Source organism: Nitrococcus sp. (assembly GCF_059432795.1).
In genome coordinates, this window is the sequence record NZ_JBXWZQ010000202.1 from 1 (window position 1) to 19222 (window position 19222).

General features: G+C 65.1%; 12 protein-coding genes and 1 pseudogene. 8 read left to right on the top strand and 5 right to left on the bottom strand.

Features of this window, described 5'->3' with window-relative positions:
- From AC52Q4_RS14055 to AC52Q4_RS14070, 4 genes and pseudogenes are all read left to right on the top strand, one after another.
- A partial coding sequence (locus AC52Q4_RS14055; RefSeq protein WP_495537425.1) for a hypothetical protein occupies positions 1-937 on the top strand: 937 nt, incomplete at its 5' end.
- Between the two features lie 2332 nt (positions 938-3269).
- Positions 3270-3548: pseudogene (locus tag AC52Q4_RS14060) on the top strand (helicase-related protein); the annotation flags it as partial.
- A gap of 604 nt (positions 3549-4152) precedes the next feature.
- The gene (gene drmB, locus AC52Q4_RS14065) at positions 4153-5949 is read left to right on the top strand and encodes a DrmB family protein (protein ID WP_495537426.1); all 1797 of its coding nucleotides are present in this window, start codon (positions 4153-4155) and stop codon (positions 5947-5949) included.
- A gap of 1 nt (position 5950) precedes the next feature.
- Positions 5951-7648, top strand: a complete 1698-nt coding sequence (locus tag AC52Q4_RS14070; protein ID WP_495537427.1) for a nuclease-related domain-containing DEAD/DEAH box helicase — start codon at positions 5951-5953, stop codon at positions 7646-7648.
- A 56-nt stretch (positions 7649-7704) separates the two neighbouring features.
- Here the strand turns inward: AC52Q4_RS14070 and AC52Q4_RS14075 are convergent, their stop codons facing one another.
- From AC52Q4_RS14075 to AC52Q4_RS14085, 3 genes are all read right to left on the bottom strand, one after another.
- Positions 7705-8025 carry a PD-(D/E)XK nuclease domain-containing protein gene (locus AC52Q4_RS14075; RefSeq protein ID WP_495537428.1) on the bottom strand — a complete coding sequence of 107 codons (321 nt, stop codon included), beginning with the start codon at positions 8023-8025 and terminating at the stop codon, positions 7705-7707.
- A gap of 259 nt (positions 8026-8284) precedes the next feature.
- On the bottom strand, positions 8285-11035 hold the full coding sequence (locus AC52Q4_RS14080; protein WP_495537429.1) for a putative bifunctional diguanylate cyclase/phosphodiesterase: 2751 nt from the start codon (positions 11033-11035) through the stop codon (positions 8285-8287).
- A 329-nt stretch (positions 11036-11364) separates the two neighbouring features.
- Positions 11365-11802: an OsmC family protein gene (locus AC52Q4_RS14085; RefSeq protein WP_495537430.1), complete on the bottom strand. Its 438-nt coding sequence runs from the start codon at positions 11800-11802 to the stop codon at positions 11365-11367.
- Between the two features lie 321 nt (positions 11803-12123).
- Here AC52Q4_RS14085 and AC52Q4_RS14090 point away from each other — a divergent pair, with 321 nt between their 5' ends.
- The 3 genes from AC52Q4_RS14090 to AC52Q4_RS14100 are packed head-to-tail and all read left to right on the top strand — an operon-like array spanning position 12124 to position 16142.
- Entirely contained in the window at positions 12124-13488 is a 1365-nt protein-coding gene (locus AC52Q4_RS14090) for a glutamine synthetase family protein (RefSeq protein ID WP_495537431.1), read from the top strand.
- A 28-nt stretch (positions 13489-13516) separates the two neighbouring features.
- Complete coding sequence (locus AC52Q4_RS14095) at positions 13517-14908, top strand: aldehyde dehydrogenase family protein (RefSeq protein ID WP_495537432.1); 1392 nt, start codon at positions 13517-13519, stop codon at positions 14906-14908.
- Positions 14909-14957: 49 nt separating this feature from the next.
- Positions 14958-16142 (top strand): iron-containing alcohol dehydrogenase, encoded by a 1185-nt coding sequence (locus AC52Q4_RS14100; RefSeq protein WP_495537433.1) that lies wholly within the window; start codon positions 14958-14960, stop codon positions 16140-16142.
- Positions 16143-16351: 209 nt separating this feature from the next.
- On the opposite strand, the gene AC52Q4_RS14105 is transcribed toward AC52Q4_RS14100, so the two are convergent.
- The gene (locus AC52Q4_RS14105; RefSeq protein ID WP_495537434.1) at positions 16352-16606 is read right to left on the bottom strand and encodes a CsbD family protein; all 255 of its coding nucleotides are present in this window, start codon (positions 16604-16606) and stop codon (positions 16352-16354) included.
- A 148-nt stretch (positions 16607-16754) separates the two neighbouring features.
- The gene (locus AC52Q4_RS14110; RefSeq protein WP_495537435.1) at positions 16755-18053 is read right to left on the bottom strand and encodes an ATP-grasp domain-containing protein; all 1299 of its coding nucleotides are present in this window, start codon (positions 18051-18053) and stop codon (positions 16755-16757) included.
- Between the two features lie 157 nt (positions 18054-18210).
- On the opposite strand from AC52Q4_RS14110, the gene AC52Q4_RS14115 reads away from it, so the two are divergent.
- Complete coding sequence (locus tag AC52Q4_RS14115; RefSeq protein WP_495537436.1) at positions 18211-19116, top strand: glutathione S-transferase; 906 nt, start codon at positions 18211-18213, stop codon at positions 19114-19116.
- Positions 19117-19222 lie beyond the last annotated feature (106 nt).

Consider the following 19222-nt stretch of genomic DNA (forward strand, 5'->3'; position numbering starts at 1 on the left):
TACGGATGCCGATCTGAACCGCGACAGGTTCATAGCCCTGTGGGCCGAAAAGGTGCACGATACGTCGCTCGCGACCTGCGACGCCGATGACGCGTGGGCGCATCTGGTGCGCATTGCGGGCCGGACGCAGACTGTCGTGGAGATGCGCCTGTTGCGGCAGCGCCTTGGGCGCAAACAGCCGCCCGCGGAACTGTGTCATGCCGAACTGGGGCTGCATGGCCCCATCGTCGGCACGATTCATGCATCCAAGGGGCGAGAAGCGGACACCGTGCATCTGATGCTGTCCGACATGCAGGGCCGCAATGTGGACCAGGACGAAGAAGCGCGGGTCGTATTCGTCGGCGCGACGCGCGGACGCTCGCGGCTGCTGGTCGGCCGCGGCTGGAGACAATTCGCAAGCCGGGTCGAGGCCTCCGGCAGGGCGTATTGTCTTCAGACGAAGAACAACAAGCCGCGCGCCCAGGTCGAAATCGGCCATGACGCCGATATCGGGGCCGAAGGGTTGGTGGGCCGAGGTTTCTTTGCAAGCCCCGGCGCGGTGCGCGCCGCGCAGACGCGGATTCGCAGCTTCGCGGACGAAACCGTGTCGCTGGTCGCCGAAAGCGACCGCGACGCCGGTTTCGTGTACAGGCTAAAAGAAGACGGACAGGGGCAATGCCTTGCAGTCCTGTCGCAAGCGGTGAACTCCGACCTGTTCACCGTCGCAAACGCCGTTCAGACGAAACTCGGCGGCGACCGGCGGCGGCCGCCCGACAGATTCCGGCACCTGCATGTGCGCGGGGTGCGCACGATCGTCCTGCCGCCGGATGCGCCGGACGGCGAGACGCTGTTTGAGCCGTGGCGCAGCAGCGGGATCATGTTGGCGCCACTGGTGCTGGGCTACAGCACGGCGTTCTTCCCTTTTGCGCGCGGACGAGGGAGGCGGCGAAATGCGTGACAGTCTTCTCGACAGGCTGAGATGCGATCTGGTGGGGCCGTATACGGCGGACGAGGTCCTGACCTCGCGCCCCGCGGCCGAGTCTCTGACGGGCATTTTGGTGCCGCGCGAAACCCGCATGGGCTCGGTGGTAGACGAACGCCTCGGCCTGTCCGGAGGAGATGACACAGAATCCGACGGTGGCGGCGAGGAAGAGGAAGTCTGGCTGGCCGTTCTTGTGCGCCCGTGTTCGGCGGGCGTGTCCTTCGCAGCACGCGCGGCGGAGGGAGGGTCCCCCGGACTCGACGTGACGGTCCGCTTCGCAACCTACGAGCCCGTCGTTCCCGACGAGTCGGGCGCCGGGGAACAGGAAAACGGCGGCGGCCGTGCGCGGCGGCGCACGGAATGGCGACGCCGGGCGCATGACATACCGGTGGACGGCATCACGCTGGACGATGCGTCGCGCTTCGTCGATCTCGAACCGCACGGCGCGCCGGCGGGCGTGCGACTGCACATGCGCACCGCGCCGTGGTCGGGCGGTACGCTCGCCACCGTCACGCTGCTGAACCAGGCCGAGCCCGATGAAGATGAAGGCCACGACGGAATCGAGCGACTGACGCTGTTCCAGACCTGTGTCGAGGTTCGTCCCCGGCCGGGCACCGTGCTGGTGGCGCGGCCGTCGCGGCGGCCGGTACTTGATGACGACGATCGCGCCGCGGCGCTGCTATACCGCAATGCCCATGAGTTCGCGACCGGTCACACCTGCTCGGTTGAATGGGAGACAGGGACCGACCCGGCGACAGCCGACATGGTCGCCACGAGCTGGATTCCCACGGCCACGGTGCCCGCGACCAGCGCGGCCGGCCACGAGGTGTTCGACACACTGCGCGGAAACGGACCGCTCAAGCCGCTCTCGGCGCGGTGGCTGGCGATGGCCGCGCCGGACGAGCTCGGCGATGCCCTGCAACAGCTCCCCGCCGCCTATGCGCGTTGGCTCGAAAACAGGGAAGCGGAAGTGCCTTCGCTTCCCGAAGAATTCCGAAACCAGGCCGAAAAGAACATCGCGATTTGTCGCGAGGTCCATGCCCGCATCGCCGGAGGTGCCGCGCGTATCGCCGAAAACGCCGCGATGTCCCGCGCCTTTCGTCTGGCCAATCTCGCGATGGACATGCAGCACGGCTGGGATCCCGAGAAAAGCGCGCGCGGTCCCCTTGCGTGGCGGCCGTTCCAGCTCGGCTTCATCCTTCTTGCGGCAGCATCCGTCGTCGACCGCGAGCATCCGGAACGCCGGATCATGGACCTGCTGTGGTTCCCGACCGGCGGCGGCAAGACGGAAGCCTATCTTGCGCTCATCGCCTTCCTCGCCTTCTACAGAAGGCTGTCCGCGGGCGATGATCCGGACGCGGGGGACGGTGTCGCCGCCATCATGCGCTACACGCTGCGCCTGCTGACCACCCAGCAGTTTACGCGCGCCGCCTCCGTCCTGCTCGCCTGCGAGGCGATCCGACGCGGACGCATCCGCGAAGCGGGCGTATCGCGCCGGGAACTGGGGAACACGCCGTTCTCGATCGGTCTCTGGGTCGGGGGCGATGCCGTACCGAACCGGGTCAGCAATGCCGCCGCGGCGCTCGGCGGCGCGGCTGACCAGCCGGCGCCGAAGCAGCTCGTGCATTGCCCGACGTGTCGGGAACCGCTGACCTGGAAACACGACGAACAGGCAAACGCGATTCACGTCCACTGCGAGAAGGAAGACTGCCTCCTGTTCGATCCGGATACACCGCTCCCGGTCTGGACCGTGGACGAGTATGTGTACCGGATGCGACCGACGCTGCTGATCGGCACGTTCGTCAAGTTCGCGCAGATCGTCCGGCGCAAGGAAGTCAACGGCCTGTTCGGGCTGGACGCCGGCACGCCGCCCGATCTGATCCTGCAGGACGAGTTGCATCTGATTTCCGGGCCACTCGGCACGGTCGCCGGTCTGTATGAAGTCGCGATCGACCGGATGTTCGCCGCGCGCGGAGCGCGCCCGAAGATCATCGGCTCCACGGCGACGATCCGGCGCGCCTCCGAACAGGTGGCTGCACTGTTCGACCGCGAGACGGAACAGTTCCCGCCGTCATTTCTGGACGCCTCTGATTCCGCATTCGCCGTTTTGGACCGCGACGCGCCCGGCCGCGTCTATGCAGGCGTCACGACGGCAGGCCGATCGGCGAAATTCCCCCTCCAGGGCGTGGCCGCATCGCTTCTCCAGTCCGCCTTCGGCGGCACGTCGGATGACGCCGCCCGCGACCCGTACTGGACGCTGGTGTCGTATTTCAACTCACTGCGCGAGCTGGGCGGCGCGCTCGTCCTGATGCAGGACGACGTGAACGACAGCCTGGCATTGCTCGCGCAACGGCGCGGCGAGAACGCACGTCGCCCTGAGTTCACCGAAGAGCTGACCTCCAGGCGCACGCAGGCCGAAGTCCGGGACATGCTGGACCGGCTCGCGATCCGCGCCGCAGATCAGGGTGCACTCGATGTCGTGCTTGCGACGAATATGCTCAGCGTCGGCGTCGATATTCCGCGTCTCGGCCTGATGCTGGTCAACGGCCAGCCGAAAGGCATCGCCGAATACATCCAGGCGACGAGCCGCGTCGGGCGCGGCGATGTGCCGGGGCTCGTCGTCGCCGTGCTCAACAATGCCAAGGCCCGCGACCGGTCGCATTACGAAGGCTTCCCGACCTGGCACGAAACCCTGTACCGGGATGTCGAACCGACCAGCGTGACGCCCTTCGCATCGCGGGCGCGCGACCGCGCACTGCACGCGGTGCTGGTGGCGCTGGTGCGTCATCTGGCGCCCGGCATGATCGACCGGCCGGCGCTCGACGACGATGCGACCGATGCCGCGAAAGTCCTCATAAACGACATCGTCGGACGCGCCGCGGCGATCGATCCGCAGGAAGCGGCCGTCAGACTGGAGCTGGAGCGCTGTCTCGACACCTGGGAGTTCCGCGCGCCGCGAAGCTACTGGAGCCGGCAGGTCCGCAGCTCGCTGCTTCAGGATGCGGAACGCGCTGCGACGCTTCGGGCGATGGGGCGCATGCCGGGCGAAGCTTGGCCGACGCTGAACAACATGCGCAGCGTCGAGGCCGCAACAAGGTTCAGGCTCGCCGAATGGCTGCGCGAACAGACATCCGGGGGGAGCGGCGATGGCAAATTACCGGCTGGGAGAATTGCGCAGAAGCGCCGCCGTCATGACCTTCGGGCCGGGTTCCGTCGTGGACTTCCGCGCCGACGGCGCACCCGTATCCGCCGTCGCGGCGGGGCTCGAAGAATGGGACAGGTCTTTCCCGCCGGCGGGGCTGGTCAATCCGCAGAGAATCACCGAGCCGCGTTTGCAGCGAAAGCTCTCCGTCGGCGGTTTCCGTCTGCCGCCGGTCGTCGATGAAAACTGGCGGGACGATCAGGGTAATCCCGACGGTCGCACGCTCGTCGCGGCACGGTTTCCGGAATGGCTGCAATGCCCACAATGCGACCGTCTCGCCCCGGCGGGGCGCTGGTCGCAGGACCCCGGCCGGGCCGGTCGCTATTGCGCGGGCTGCACGCGCAAGGCGCCGGGCCAGCGCAGGATATTCGCGGTGCCGACCCGCTTCGTCATGGCCTGCCCCAAGGGACATCTGGACGATTTCCCGTGGCATATCTGGGTCGGACACAAGGCCGATTGCAAGAAGAAGGACCGCGCCGATCTCTATCTCAGGTCGGAGCGGCCGGGCCTCGCCGGATTGATCCTGAGCTGCCGCGACTGCGGGGCGCGGCGCTCGATGGACGGGGTATTCAGCGCCCAGACTTGGCGCGGTTTCCGCTGCCGCGGACGGCGGCCCTGGCTCGCCGCAGCGAACGAGACATGCGATTGCGAACCGCGGGCGCTGCAACGCGGTGCATCGAACCTGTATTTCCCGGTGATCGAGTCGGCGCTCAGCATTCCGCCGTGGTCGGATGCAATACAGGAAGCGGTCGGAGTCTACTGGAACGACATTGTCGAGACAGAGCCCAATGATCGCGCCACCTTTATCCGCATCCTCGCCAAGGGCGGTCTCGAACCGGTTCTCCGGGAACTCGGCCTGAGCCCCGACGAGCTTGCTCGGCATATCGAGGCTCGCCTGACCCGATACAACGACGATGCCGTCCTGAACATCCGCCAGGAGGAATACAGACAGTTCGTCTCAGGCACGGACACGCGGGACAGCGACGCGCGGGAATTCGAGGTGCGGAACGTACCCGTGCCCGACAGGCTGCGCCCGTTTCTCAGCCACATCGTCCGCGTGGTCCGGCTTCGCGAGGTGCGCGCCCTGAAGGGCTTCACGCGGATCAATCCGCCGGGCGACGAAGACAGCCCGGACATCGCGGCGATCGCCGTCGGCGATCCCGGCTGGCTCCCGGCGGTGGAGGTCCGCGGCGAAGGCATTTTCCTCGCCTTCAACCAGAACACGCTCCGTGCCTGGGAGACGCAGGATTATGTGGCGTCGCGCGCGCAAAGCGTCGATGAAGCGTGGCGGATCGAATGGCACCGGCGGTACGGCGAAGGCGAGCCCGCTTGGCCGATAACGCCGCGCTACCTGCTGGCGCACAGCTTCGCCCATGCGCTCATGCGCCAGCTCACGCTGGAGTGCGGCTACTCAACCGCCGCGTTGCGCGAACGTCTCTATGTGAGCGACGGGACCGACGGCATGGCAGGGCTGCTGATCTATACCGCCACCTCCGATTCCGACGGCACGCTCGGCGGTTTGCAGCGCCAGGGCGAAGCCCATCGCATCGAACGGGCCGTCGGCGCGGCGATTGCGGGGATGGAATGGTGTTCCTCCGATCCGCTGTGCATCGAAGGCATGATCTCTGGCGCCGATCGCCTGTCCCTTGCCGCCTGTCATGCCTGCGTCCTCGCGCCGGAGACCGCCTGCGAGGAATACAATCGCTTCCTGGACCGGGCCGTGCTCGTCGGCCTGCCGGACAAGGACGAAGTCGGATTCTTCTCGCCGCTTGTTCCGAGGACGTGACATGGCGGTGATGTGGCCGAGAACGCTGCCGCCCGATGTCACAGGCAACATGCTGCGAAGCACCGAATGCGAGGTGTTCAGACGGCTGGAAGCCGTGCTGGATGACTCCTTCGTCGTCTTCTATTCGCGGCCGTGGCTCGGGCTGAAACTCGATGGCGAGGAAATCGACGGCGAATGCGATTTAATCGTCGCGCACGCCGAACGCGGGATGCTGACGATCGAAGTGAAAGGCGGCGCGGTCGCCTATGATCCCCGCGCCGATCGATGGACGAGCCGCGATCGCTGGAAGCTCACGCACAACATCAAGAACCCGGTGCACCAAGCCAGAAGCGCGAAGCACGAACTGCTGAAGAAGCTGAACGTCTCGCCGCACTGGACGTCGCGGCGCATCCGGGCGCGGCACGGCGTCGTGCTGCCGCATTCCTCCGCGCCGCCCGGCGACATCGGTGCGGACATGCCACTGCGCATATTCTGCTTCGCCGAACGGTTCGAGGACGGGTTCCGGGACTGGATTCTTGAGCGCTTCGGCGATGCGCCGCGCGATGAAGGACGCACGAAAGAGCTGGGCCGGGACGGCGTTCAGGCGCTTGAAAAAATCCTCGCGAAGCCGTTCCAGCTTCGCACGCCGCTCGGCACGGTGCTGTCCCGCGACGATGCCGCGCTTCAGGTGCTGACACGGCAGCAGTTTCATATCCTGCGTGCGATAGAAGCGGTGCCGCGCGCCGCGATCAGTGGCGGCGCCGGTACCGGCAAGACCGTGCTGGCGATGGAAGAAGCTAGGCGCTGCGCAGAAAGCAGCCTCCGCACCTTGTTCGTTTGCTACAACCGCGGTCTGGCGACAGAAACCCGCCACCGGCTCAAGGACGGCCCGCCGGTTTCGGTTATGACCTTCCATGAGCTGTGCGCGGAAATGACCCGTCGTGCGGACATCCCGCGTCCGGCAGGCATCCCGGAAAGACAGCTCTTCGAAGAAATCTGGCCCGAACTCCTGATGCAGGCATTCGAGCGGCTGCCGGACGAAAGATACGATGCGATCATCGTCGATGAGGGGCAGGACTTCCTGCCGCTGTGGTGGACGGCCGTCGAGTCGGGCCTCGATCCCGAAGGCCGGGGGATATTCCGGATATTCTACGACAACAACCAGCGCGTATACGCGAGCGCGATCAAACTTCCCGAAGACGTTGACCTGGTTCCGATCCGCCTCACGCTGAACCTGCGCAACACGCGGCACATCCACGAGCTGGTTCGCCAGCATTATACCGGCCATGAAATCGAGGCCGTCGGTCCCGAAGGCGTCGAGGTTCACTGGATCAAGGCGGATGCGCCGGACGCGCTCGCGCACCGAATTTCCGACTGCGTGGCAAAGCTGAATTCACTCGAACGCGTGTCGCCCGATGACATCGCAGTTCTGGTCGCCACAGAGGCGGCAATCGACAAAATCGCGCCGGGCAACCGCCTGGGCGAGTTTCGTACCGCGCGCTGCGACGAGCAATCCGAAGGCCGGATCATCGTTGACAGCATCAGGCGCTTCAAAGGGCTTGAACGCCCGGTCGTCGTGATCGCGGCGACGCCGGGCACCGTGATCGATACGGAGCTTCCTTATGTCGCGCTGTCGCGGGCGCGCACGCATTTGGTGATTGCGGGAACCGAGAAGGTGCTGGAACGGATGCGCGGTATGACCGCCGCATCACTCGAATGATCGACTCGAATGATCGCCGGCCCCGGGGCTCTATTTGCGCGCCTTGCGGCCCGGAATCATGCTGCGCCGTTGCGTTGCACGATGACGACATCGACAATGCGCTCGCTGCGTCGCTTGAAAGCGTCGCGGATCGCGGGGTAATTTTCCGGCTTCGGTTTGTCCCGGTCGTCGTAGATATAGACGATCATTGCCCTGAACGGATTGCCGTCCTTGAAATACAGCGCCAGATCGGCGGCGATTTCCGATTCCAGCTTGTTGATTTCGTTCGTACTGCGCATCACCTTGACCTCGACGATCAGGCCAAGTCCCGTAACCGCGATATCAAATCGCCCCTGCCTGAGCCCGAATCCTTGCAGATACTGCTCGTCTTGCAGCATTTTGCATCAGAGACTGCCTGCGACTCTTCGGCAGGTCAAGAGTATTTCGCGAACAAATCCAGAACTTTGGGTTGTATTTGCCCTTCGCCGTAATCCCGATGGGCGGCGCGGACGGCTGCCGGAGGTGCATTCGCCCACTCAGGCCCGCCAAACATCCAACATTAGCTGGAAGTAGCCGCATCGCCCGATTTCCCCGTAAGAGTGCGTTTGCGTACAGCACCACAACCCCCACCACACATGAGCACGGCGCGAGGCGGAATCACGCTCGGGCGCGTTTGTAATAGTCGATGAATTCATCGCCGGGCATGGGTTTGCCGAACAGCCAGCCTTGCGCCCGGGTACACCCGTGCTGGAAGAGGAAGCGCTGTTGCGCCGGAAGCTCCACTCCTTCGGCTACGACCGAAATGTCAAAAGTTTTCGCCAGCCCGATTATGGCCAGCGTAATTCGCGCATCGACGGCTTCCTCGGCGAGTTGCTGGATGAAGCTGCGGTCGATTTTAAGGGTGTGGATGGGAAAATCGCGGAAATAGCTGAAGCTCGAGTAGCCGGTACCGAAATCGTCGATGGCGAACCTTACGCCCAGATCGATCAGGGCATCGAGGACGCGGCGGTTCTGAGGAATGGCGTCGACGAGCAGACGTTCGGTCAACTCCACTTCCAGGCGCCCGCGCGCCGCCGGGTAACTGTTCAGTATTTCACGAAAATCGTCGAGCAGCCGCTCCTTGTAGAGCTGGCGGGCGGAAATGTTGATGCTGACCCAAGGCAGCGCGAGCCCGTCCTCGCTCCAGCGCTGCAGGTCGGCGGCCACGTGGTGCAGCACCTCGCTGTCGATCTGCACGATCAGATCGCTCTCTTCGGCCAGCGGGATGAAGCTGTTCGGCGGCACCAGGCCGTATCCCGGGCGATCCCAGCGCACCAGCGCTTCCGCGGCCACGATACGGCCGTCGGCGAGCGATACCTGGGGCTGGTAGTGCACCCGCAACTCGCCGTTGCGAACGGCATAGCGCAATGCCCGCCTGAGGTCGACGCGGGCAAGCGCCGCCTCTCCCAGCTCCGGCCCGTAGAGCACATAAGTGTTGCGCCCGGCGGCCTTGGCCTGGCGCATCGCCGCGTCGGCGTTTTGTATCAACGCCTCGGCCGTCGTGCCGGAGTCCGGATACCGCGCCACGCCGATGCTCGTCGTCACCGCGACCTCACTTGAGCCCGCCTGGAAGCCTTCTCCCATGGCGCCGAGAATTTTCTCCGCGATACCAACCGCGCGGTCGAAGGCACCCAAATCCGGACACAGGACGACGAACTCATCTCCGCCCAGGCGCGCGAGGACATCGCTGCGGCGCAGGCACTGAGCCACGCGCCGGGAGAACGCCCGCAGCAGATCGTCACCGGCGGCGTGCCCCAGGCTGTTGTTGACTTCCTGGAAGTAGTCGATCGCCAGACAGATAACCGCCAATCGCCGGCTTTTTCGATCCGCTTCCGCCAATGCCTGGCGCAGGTGCTCACTGAAGAGCATCCGGTTCGGCAGCTCGGTCAGCAAATCGTGGGTGGCGAGATAAGAGAGCTCCTCGCTGCGCTGAGCGATTTCCTTCTCCAGCCCCTGCTTCGATCGCGTCAGGTCGCTCGCGCGCATGGCCAGAAGCTGGCGGCTGCGCAGCGCGATACCAAGCAGCATGGCCAGCACCAGGCCAAGGACGAGCACCGTCTCCGGCAAAGCCGTCCTGATCGCCGCCGTCCCCTTCGGCACGCGGTATATGGCCAGTCGCCAGTCCTTGCCGGCGACCGGAATCGTCACTTCGTAATCGGCTGAATGCCGCGATGCGGACGCTTCGGAGGCCGCGCCGAGCCCCAACCTGTGCCCGTCTTCGAAAAGCACGAACCGATAACCGCGCTGTAGATACGTTTCGGCCAGCGGTAAAAGCACGGATTTGAGGTCGACGAGCGCGATGAAATAACCCACGACGTCCTGACCCTGGCGTATCGGCATGAACACGTAGAAGCCGGAGCCGCCCTTGTCGTACAACTCGGTCACCGAAGAGCGGAATAGCTGCCTGCCGCCCAGTTTCACCGGCGAACCGCTCGAGAGATCGTCGATCGCCGGCAGGCGCAGCGCCTTCGAATCAACCGAGGGCACGGCCGTGATCACGGAGCGGACCGCCAAGTCCCGGTCGGCCCACAGCAAAGCATAGTAGGGGTCGGTTTCGAGATAGCGCTGTGCATCCGACTGCCACCGGGCACCCGGCGGCACGCTGTCGCCTTCCATTCGCCAGGCCATCCGTTGCAACGCCTCGAGGTCTTCGCGAATCGGAGCGGCAATCGCCTGGCGCAGGAAATAGGCTTCGGCGGCCAAACGCCGGGTCGCGTAAGCCGCCTCATTCGCCCGCAATCCGCTCCAGAGAAATACCGCGGCGACCAGCACGGACAAGCTCGCCGCCCACGGGGCCCAATCGATCTGCCGATCCGGCATCGCAAGCTGCGTCCGACGCGCGGCAAATCCCGTGAGGCTCACCCCGGCCAATAGGAACGCCACTGCCGCGGGCAGGGCCATTCCCGTGTGACTTACCAGCCGGAAGGCGGCCTCGACCCCCGTGAGATAGCCCAGCAGAGGCACGGCACCCATGGTGGTCGTGGCACTGCCGATGAGCCCCACCGCCCAGCGTACCCAGCGATGGTGCGTATCCAAGGCGAACAGGGCAATCCCCGCGCCCAGAAAGACGAATGCGAACGACGAGTTGGGCGAGGGCCGCCCCGGAGCGGAGCTCATCTCCGTGATGAAGTGGTGAATGAAGAGGGTGTCTATGCCGAGCCGAGTGCCGGTTACATCCTCGAAAAGGCTGGCGGCGCCGAGGAGGAAAACCAGCACGGCGGCCACGAAACCGAGCACGCGCTGGCGGAAAGCCCCGGCAAGCAATCCGATCCCGGCGAGCGCAACCCCGACCGCGGTATTGAACTGCATCGGCACGAACGACGGGCTCAACCGCACGACGCTCGGCCATTTCAGGTACCAACCGGCCATGACCGCCGCGCCCAGCCCGACCAGGATTAAATTTATTATTGCGAATACACGCTGCGTTGGGCGTTCGGGACTCTCGGCGTAATCCATTAGCTCGGGCTACGTTCTGTCGAGAACGGCCTGTTTAAGCCTTCCCTGTACTACGGGCCGGCATGACGTATCAGCCGGTTCTGAGTAAATTTTTCAACGGCACCAAGCCATGGCACCCGGGCGGCTATACCTCGCTTCTTCCCCCCGCCGCGTGAGGTTGGCATGATGCATGCTTACTCTAACCCGCTCCGGGCGGGTTAGGTCCACCACGGTGCGCAATGGCAAGCGTACGATCGCGATGCCTAGGCGCCCCTCGACACCGTTGCTTTCAACCGCGTCGCGCCGAGCAGTGAGTTCGTTATGAGACAGTTCTCTTCTGCTTTCTGAAGGATTCGCTGAGCGCGATCCTCGTTCGCTTCGGGGGCCACCTCCAGCGTCGCGTGGATCACGAACTGCGTAAACTTCGCCTTACCCTCGCTGCGCTCGAGCGTCCCGCTCACTTCACACTGCAAGGCCGTCCAGGACAGCCGGGACGCCGCAGCACTCGCCCGAAAGCTGAGCATAAAGCAATCCGCAATGGCGGCCACTAACAATGTTTCAGGTGACCACCGACCTCCGGGCCCGTCAAACTCCACGGAGGGTGCGGAAGGCAAGGGCTCGAGTCCATCGCCCGTAAGGCGAACGTCCCCCTCGGGGCCTGCACTCGCGGCAACTTTGTATTGATGAGGAAAATTCTGCATGTTCGATCTCTCAAGGCTTCACCCCGTCTTTTTTAGATAGGAACAGGCTCGCCGTCCACCATTTTCAGCCGCTCGTGCCGCTGGCCACCCGTAGCGAGGCGTCGCTGGCACGGCTTCGCGCCTTGCGCTGGGCCGACGGCGGCGGCCGCTCGGCGCTGGCACCTGTTCCATTGGGGGTATGAGTCCGCCTCGCGACCTCAGGTTGCCGGACGAGGGTGCCATGAGCCCTGCCGTGGCGCGGCCGCGGCGTCTTGGCGCAGAATGGTTTGATGACGGTCCGCTTGAAAAACACGGGATTCGTAGCGACGAGAGGATAGCCACATGTCCGATCATGCGCACCGAGGGCAGTTGACGCTGGAAGACATTCGTGCCGGCGCGCAGGCCGGAACGCTCCATACCGTGATGCTCGCCATGGTCGATATGCAAGGGCGCTTGCAGGGCAAGCGCCTGACCGCCGAGCATTTCCTAAACGAGGTGATCGTGCACAAGGCCGAAGGGTGCTGCTATCAGCTCGCCGTGGATGTGGAAATGAATACCGTGGCCGGCTATCGACATGCGTCCTGGGCGACGGGCTACGGCGATTTCGTATTCGCGCCGGATCTCGCCACGCTGCGTTCTATTCCCTGGCACGCGGGCAGCGCGCTCGTCATGAACGACCTCGAGTGGGAGGACGGCTCGCCGGTCACGGTCTCGCCCCGCCAGATTCTGCGCCGCCAGATCGCGCGCCTGGAAGAGCGCGGGCTCACCGCCTATGCCGGCACAGAACTCGAGTTCATCGTTTTCCGCGAGAGTTACGAGGAAGCTTGGCGCAAGGGCTACCGCGATCTCACCCCGGCCAATCACTACAATGTCGACTATGCGCTGCTCGACACCGCGCGCCTGGAGCCGCTGCTATCGCGTATACGCAATGAGATGCGGGGGGCGGGACTTGCGGTGGAGGACTCCAAGGGCGAGTGCAACCTCGGCCAGCACGAGATCAACTTCCGCTACCGCCCGGCACTGGAAGCGGCCGACGGCCACGCCATCTATAAGACCGGCGCCAAGGAAATTGCCGCTCAGGAAGGTTACGCGCTCACCTTCATGCCCAAGTTCAACGCCCGCGAGGGCAGCTCCTGTCATATCCATCTCAGCGTGCGCTCGGCGGACGACACCCCGGTGATGGCCGAAAACCATGGGTTGTCCGCGCTCGGCGAGCATTTCGTCGCGGGCCTGCTGGCCGGCCTGCGGGAGATGACCCTGTTCTTCGCCCCCAACATCAACTCCTACAAACGCTACATGGCGGGCAGCTTCGCGCCCACCGCGGTCGCCTGGGGCCGCGACAACCGCACCTGCGCTCTGCGTCTGGTCGGGCGCGGGCCGTCGCTGCGAATCGAAAACCGGGTGCCCGGCGGAGACGTCAATCCCTACCTGGCACTCGCCGCGATGATCGCCGCCGGCATCCACGGCCTGGATCATCAGCTCCCGCTGGAGCCCGCCTTCACCGGCAATGCCTACCAGGCCGACAAGCCTCACGTGCCGCGTACACTCGCCGCGGCCCGGGATCTTTTCGCCGGCTGCGAGCTGGCCGTGGAAGCGTTCGGCGCCGATGTGGTCGAGCATTACCTGCACATGGCTCAGGTGGAGCTCGACGCCTTCGAGGCCGCGGTGACGGACTGGGAGCGTTACCGCGGGTTCGAGCGGCTCTGACCGGCTCCGAGAGAGGGAGGTTGCGACCGTGACAGAGACCTTTGAGATCATCAGCCCGGTGGATGGTTCGGTCTATGCCGAGCGGCCGCTCGCCGAGCGCACCGAGGCGCTTGCCGCCCTCGCCCGCAGCACCTCGGCCCAGCGTGACTGGCGCGAAACCTCACTCGCGCAGCGCCAGCAGATTCTCTCCGCCGCCGTGGACGGGCTCATCGCGGAGCGCGACGGCGTTGCCGAGGAGCTCGCCTGGCAGATGGGCCGTCCCGTGAGCCAGGGGGCTGCGGAGACCGACGGCTTCGCCGAGCGCGCCCGTTACATGATCGACCTCGCGCCGGCGGCGTTCGCGGACATCGAACCCGGGGCGAAGCCCGGATTTCGCCGCTTCATCCGCCGCGAGCCCATCGGCTTGGTGTTCACCATCGTGCCCTGGAATTTCCCCTACCTCACGGCGGTGAACTCCGTTTGGCCGGCGCTGCTCGCCGGCAATGCCGTGATCCTCAAGCCGGCACAGCAAACCGCGCTTTGCGCCGAACGCCTGGCCCGCTTGCTCGCCGAGGCCGGGCTGCCCGAGGGCGTGTTTCAGGCCATGAACCTCAGTCACGATACCGCCGCCGCCGTGATGCGCCACGAGGCGGTGGGCCTGGTGAGCTTCACCGGTTCGGTGCGCGGCGGCCGGGAGGTGCAGCGGGCGGTCGCCGCCGGCGAGGGCTTTGCCGGCACGGCACTCGAGCTCGGCGGCAAGGATCCTGCCTACGTGCGCGCCGATGCGGATCTCGCGGTGAGTGTGCCTGGCATTGCCGATGGCGCCTTCTTCAATGCCGGCCAATCATGCTGCTCGCTGGAGCGGGTCTATGTGGACGAGGCGGTCTACGAGGACGTCGTGGCAGGGCTGGTCAGCGAGGCGCGACGATTGGTGCTCGGCAACCCGCTCGACGGGGGCACCACGCTGGGTCCGGTGGTCCGGCCCGCCGCGGCGGCTTTCGTGCGGGAGCAGATCGCCGCCGCCGTGCACTCGGGTGCACGGGCATTGATCGATCCGGCATCCTTCCCTGCCAACGCCCCGGACACTGCGTATCTGGCACCCCAGGTGCTGGTGGACGTGGATCACGGCATGCGCGTGATGCGCGAGGAGAGCTTCGCTCCGGTGGTCGCCGTGATGTGCGTGCGCTCGGATGCGGAGGCGGTACGGCTGATGAACGACAGCGCCTTCGGCCTGAGCGCCTCCCTGTGGACTCGCGATGTGGCGGCGGCCGAGCGTATCGGCGAGTCTCTGGAGACCGGAACCGTTTTCATGAACCGCTGCGATTACCTCGATCCGGCGCTGGCGTGGACCGGGGTCAAGCTCAGCGGGCGAGGCTGCACGCTCTCGGTACTCGGCTACGGGCAGCTCACGCGCCCGAAGAGCTTCAACCTCAAGCTTTAGCGCCGAGCCCTTGCAGGGGGGGCGCAGGCAGGATAGGAATGGGGGCCGTATGGGGACAAAGGGTTTTGATCCGGCGGCCGTGACCGCCGACTGGGGCTTTCCCAACCGCATACTGGTCGGGCCGGGACGGCGCGCCGAGCTGCCGAGGCAGTGCCAGGATGTCGGTATCTCCCGGCCGCTGCTGGTCACGGATTCCGGTCTACGCTCGCTGGCGATGATCGACGAGGCGCTCGGCGCGCTCCGCGGCGCGGGTTTCGCCGCCGTGCTCTTCGCTGAGGCCCAGGGCAACCCCGTAGAGGCCAATGTCGCCGCCGGCGTTACGGCCTATCAGCGCGGCGCTCACGATGGGGTGGTGGCCTTCGGCGGCGGCAGCGCGCTGGATGTCGCCAAGGCCGTGGCGCTGATGGTGGGCCAGCAGCGAGCGATCTGGGATTTCGAGGACGTGGGCGAGAACTGGCGGCGGGCGGACGCCGACGCCATTGCACCCGTGATCGCCGTTCCCACGACCGCGGGAACCGGCTCCGAGGTGGGACGCGCCGCGGTGATTCTCGACCCGGCACGTCAGCGCAAAATAATCGTCTTTCACCCCCGCATGCTGCCCCAAGCGGTGATACTGGACCCCGAGGTGACCGTGGGGCTGCCCGCGTGGGTCACGGCGGCCACGGGTATGGACGCCTTCGTACACTGTTTCGAGTCGTGGTGCGCGCGAGGCTTTCACCCGATGGCCGAGGGCATCGCCCTGCAGGGCATGCGGCTGATCGCCGAAGCGTTGCCCCGCGCCTACCGCAATGGCGGTGATCTGGAAGCACGCACGCACATGCTCGCCGCGGCGAGCATGGGGGCGCTCGCCTTCCAAAAAGGGCTCGGCGCGGTGCATGCCCTCGCCCATGCGGTCGGCGCGCTGTACGGCACGCACCACGGGCTGACCAATGCCGTGCTTCTACCCTATGTGATGCGCTTCAACCGTGAGGCCATTGCCGAGCGCATGCCCCCCGTGGCCCAGGCGCTTGGTATGAGTGACGGCGGTTTCGATGCCGTGTTGGACTGGGTGCTGCGCTTTCGCGAGCATCTGGGTATTCCGTGCACACTCATGGAGCTGGGCGTGGACGCCGCCCGGGCAGAGGAGATTGGCCGGCTGGCCGAAATCGATCCGTCTGCGGCCGGCAACCCGCAACCGGCTACGGCGGAAGGCCTGCGGCGGGTCTTTATCGAGGCGGTGCCAGGAAAGGACTGATCAACGCGAGCGTCTATGCGCTCGGGGAAGCTGCGCCTTGAGGCAAAGCACAGGAAGAGCGTCGCTCGGCCATCGGATGGCCGGGCCGAAAAGAGCGGCTTTCATGTCAGGCCCGCGGTGCTTGTCTCCTCCTGAACCGGCGCCGGGAACGCAACCTCCAGCGCGATCCACCCAACAGGGCCCGGAGGGACTCAGGAGCCCTCAGGCAATCAGGACAATGGGCTGCAAGGCGGATTTGCGCTGGTATCGGTATCCTGCGGCTCGTTGCGTACCCGGTACCATTCCCTGAGCTTCTCGTCAGCCTCCTTCTTACTGATTCCGTAAGCCTTTTGAAGCTTTCCGCTCAGCTCTTCCTCGTAGCCATCGGTGAGGTGGTCCAAATCCTGATTGGTGAGCATTCCCCACCGCTGCCGGACTTTGCCCTTCAAGATATGCCAGCTGCCACCGATCTGATCCCGAAGCATGTCCGTCTCCGTCATGTTCGAATGACCGCCATCAATCACTAGAACACATCGCAATTCCATTATAGCTGCCCTGCCATTTTGCTCAGGACCGCGCCTCGGAAGACACGCCCGCGGCGCGGGCGTCGCGTAAAACTCGTACCGCCGGCCGTTAGCTGTAGTTCGTGGGGAGCACCTCCGAGAATTGGAAATCGAGCAGCTGCATGGTCTCGCGGAACTTCTGGTGCAGCTCCTCTTCGCTATGACCACCCAGGAAGACATCGGCGATTTCATAGCTGTAGCTGTCCTGGTTGTGCAGCTCGGAGAGCTGCATCCCCTCCTCGACGTAGACGTTTACGCTCAGCTCCGGGTGATGGCGCTGGATAGCCTCGATCTCGGCCGCCGAGGGCACCCGGTTGACGATCGCATCGCCGTAGACCCGGGGCATGAACTTCGCCGCCATGGGAAAACGGCCCTCGGGACGCGGGAAGTCCGGGCGCCGACCGAGCACGATGTCGATGGCCACCTCGTGGTGCGAGGCGCCGGTGGCCATTTGGAAAATGGGGCAGTGTGACTTCGATATCCGCGGATTGATCTCCAGCAACCAGACCCGGTCGGTCTGTGGGTCCCAGAAGAACTCCATATTGAACGGCGTCTGATCCAGGGCGATATGTTTGAGAATCCGCTCGGCGTGGGCCTGCATCCGATTCTGGATGCCCTCCGGCAGCTGCGAAGGGTACTGATAACTGAGAAAGCTGACGTTGTTGGAGCCCCGCAGGGAGTCGACCACCGCGTAGGTCACCACCTCGCCCTCGTGGACGTAGCCCTCCAAAGTGCACAGGTGACCGCCGATCAGGCCCTCGGCGAGCACGGTGGCCCCGTTGCCGCGCGCCGGTAAGGCCGCCCGGTTCTCGCAATGCTGCAGGATGTAGTCGAAGGGCTCGGCGAAGACATGAATGTTCTCGCGAATGGTGGCCATGGCCTGGCGGTATTGATCCTCGTTGTCGATGCGAAAGCCCAGATACGAGGAGAAGGCCGTGGTGGGTTTGAGCCAAAAAGGGTAGTCGAGCTCCAGATCCCCCACCGGGTCGTCGCTGTAGGCATCGATCCCCTGGAATGAAGGCGTGCATTCCGGCACCGCTTCCTGGTGCGCGATGCGGCTCCAATACTTGCTCTCGCAGTAAAGCACGCTCTCCAGTGTCGGCGTGGGAAGTCCCCACTCGCGGCGCAGGATCGGCAGCATCGAAGTGGTGGGGAAATCCCAGTGGCCGATGATGGCGTCCACGCCCGGCGCCGCGCGCAGCGTACGGCGGGCCTCCGCCATGATTTCCGGCATCGGGTAGGAAGTCGGTTTGACCATGGTGTCGTAGGCGACGAGGCCGTGGAACTCATAGTCGGCGGCGTTCCGCACGGTCTGAAGCTCCCTTAGATTGAACTCGTCCAGGCCGATTACGAATACGTGTTTGGTCATGGAGAAACCTCTCTAGCAGCCGCTGCAACCCTAGTAAGAATAAACACTCTGTTTTCTCAGATCGATCGAGCCACGAAGACGTTCATTCACCGTGATCCTCGCATTATTCCCGGTGGATCCGACACCCGGCTGAGCGCCGGACAGAAGCGCCGGGGCAATGGCCACGGCTGACCGGCTGTTCCCGTCCGCCGCGGTGCGTGCGGCGGCGACTGGAGCACTCGCCCATTTCGCTGCCTGGCCGCTTGTGCGTGCGCTGCACTGCTCGACCAGCGATGCCATGATGCGTTTTAAAGCGGAGCGCTCGGAGTTCATCACACGAGAGGAGGCTGCCATGCGATATGAGCTCTATTACTGGCCGGGGATCCCGGGGCGGGGAGAATTCGTTCGGCTGGCTCTGGAAGATGCCGGCGCCGATTACGTCGATGTCGCCCGGGAGTCGGCGGCAGAGGGTCGGGGGGTCGCAGCGATTCGACGCTATCTCACGGGCAAGGCCACCGCCCGGCCACCCTTCGCGCCGCCGTTCCTGAAAGCAGGCGATCTCATCGTCTCGCACGTTGCCAACATCCTGCACTTCCTCGGACCGCGGCTCGGGCAAGTGCCCGGGGACGAAGCCACGCGGCTTTGGGCCCATGGATTGCAGCTCACCATCAGCGATTTCACCGCGGAAGTGCACGATAGCCACCACCCGCTGGATCCGGGCCTTCACTACGAGGAACAGAAGGAGGCGGCCGCCCGCCGCGCGGAGCTTTTCATCCGTGGGCGCTTACCGAAATTCCTGCACTATTTCGAACGCCTCCTCGCGGCCAATCCGGCGGGCGACGTTCATCTCCTTGGCAAGCCCTGCTCCTATGTGGATCTGTCGCTGTTCCATATGCTGAGCGGGCTGCGCTACGCCTTTCCCAGGGCCATGCGGGCCATCGAGCCCGAGCTGCCGCGTGTGACGGCGCTGACCGAGCGTATCGCGCAGCGTCCCAACATCGCCGCCTATCTCGCCTCAGAGCGCCGGCAACCCTTCCGCGAAAACGGGATCTTCCGTCACTATCCCGAGCTCGACCAGCCGTAAGGGGTACGACCAAAAGCACACCGGCCGCACCGGGCACGCGCGCGTCGCCGAAGTCAACAACGCCGTGGTGGCTCTGCAAGCGCCGTCTATCGGCCGGAAGTCGCCC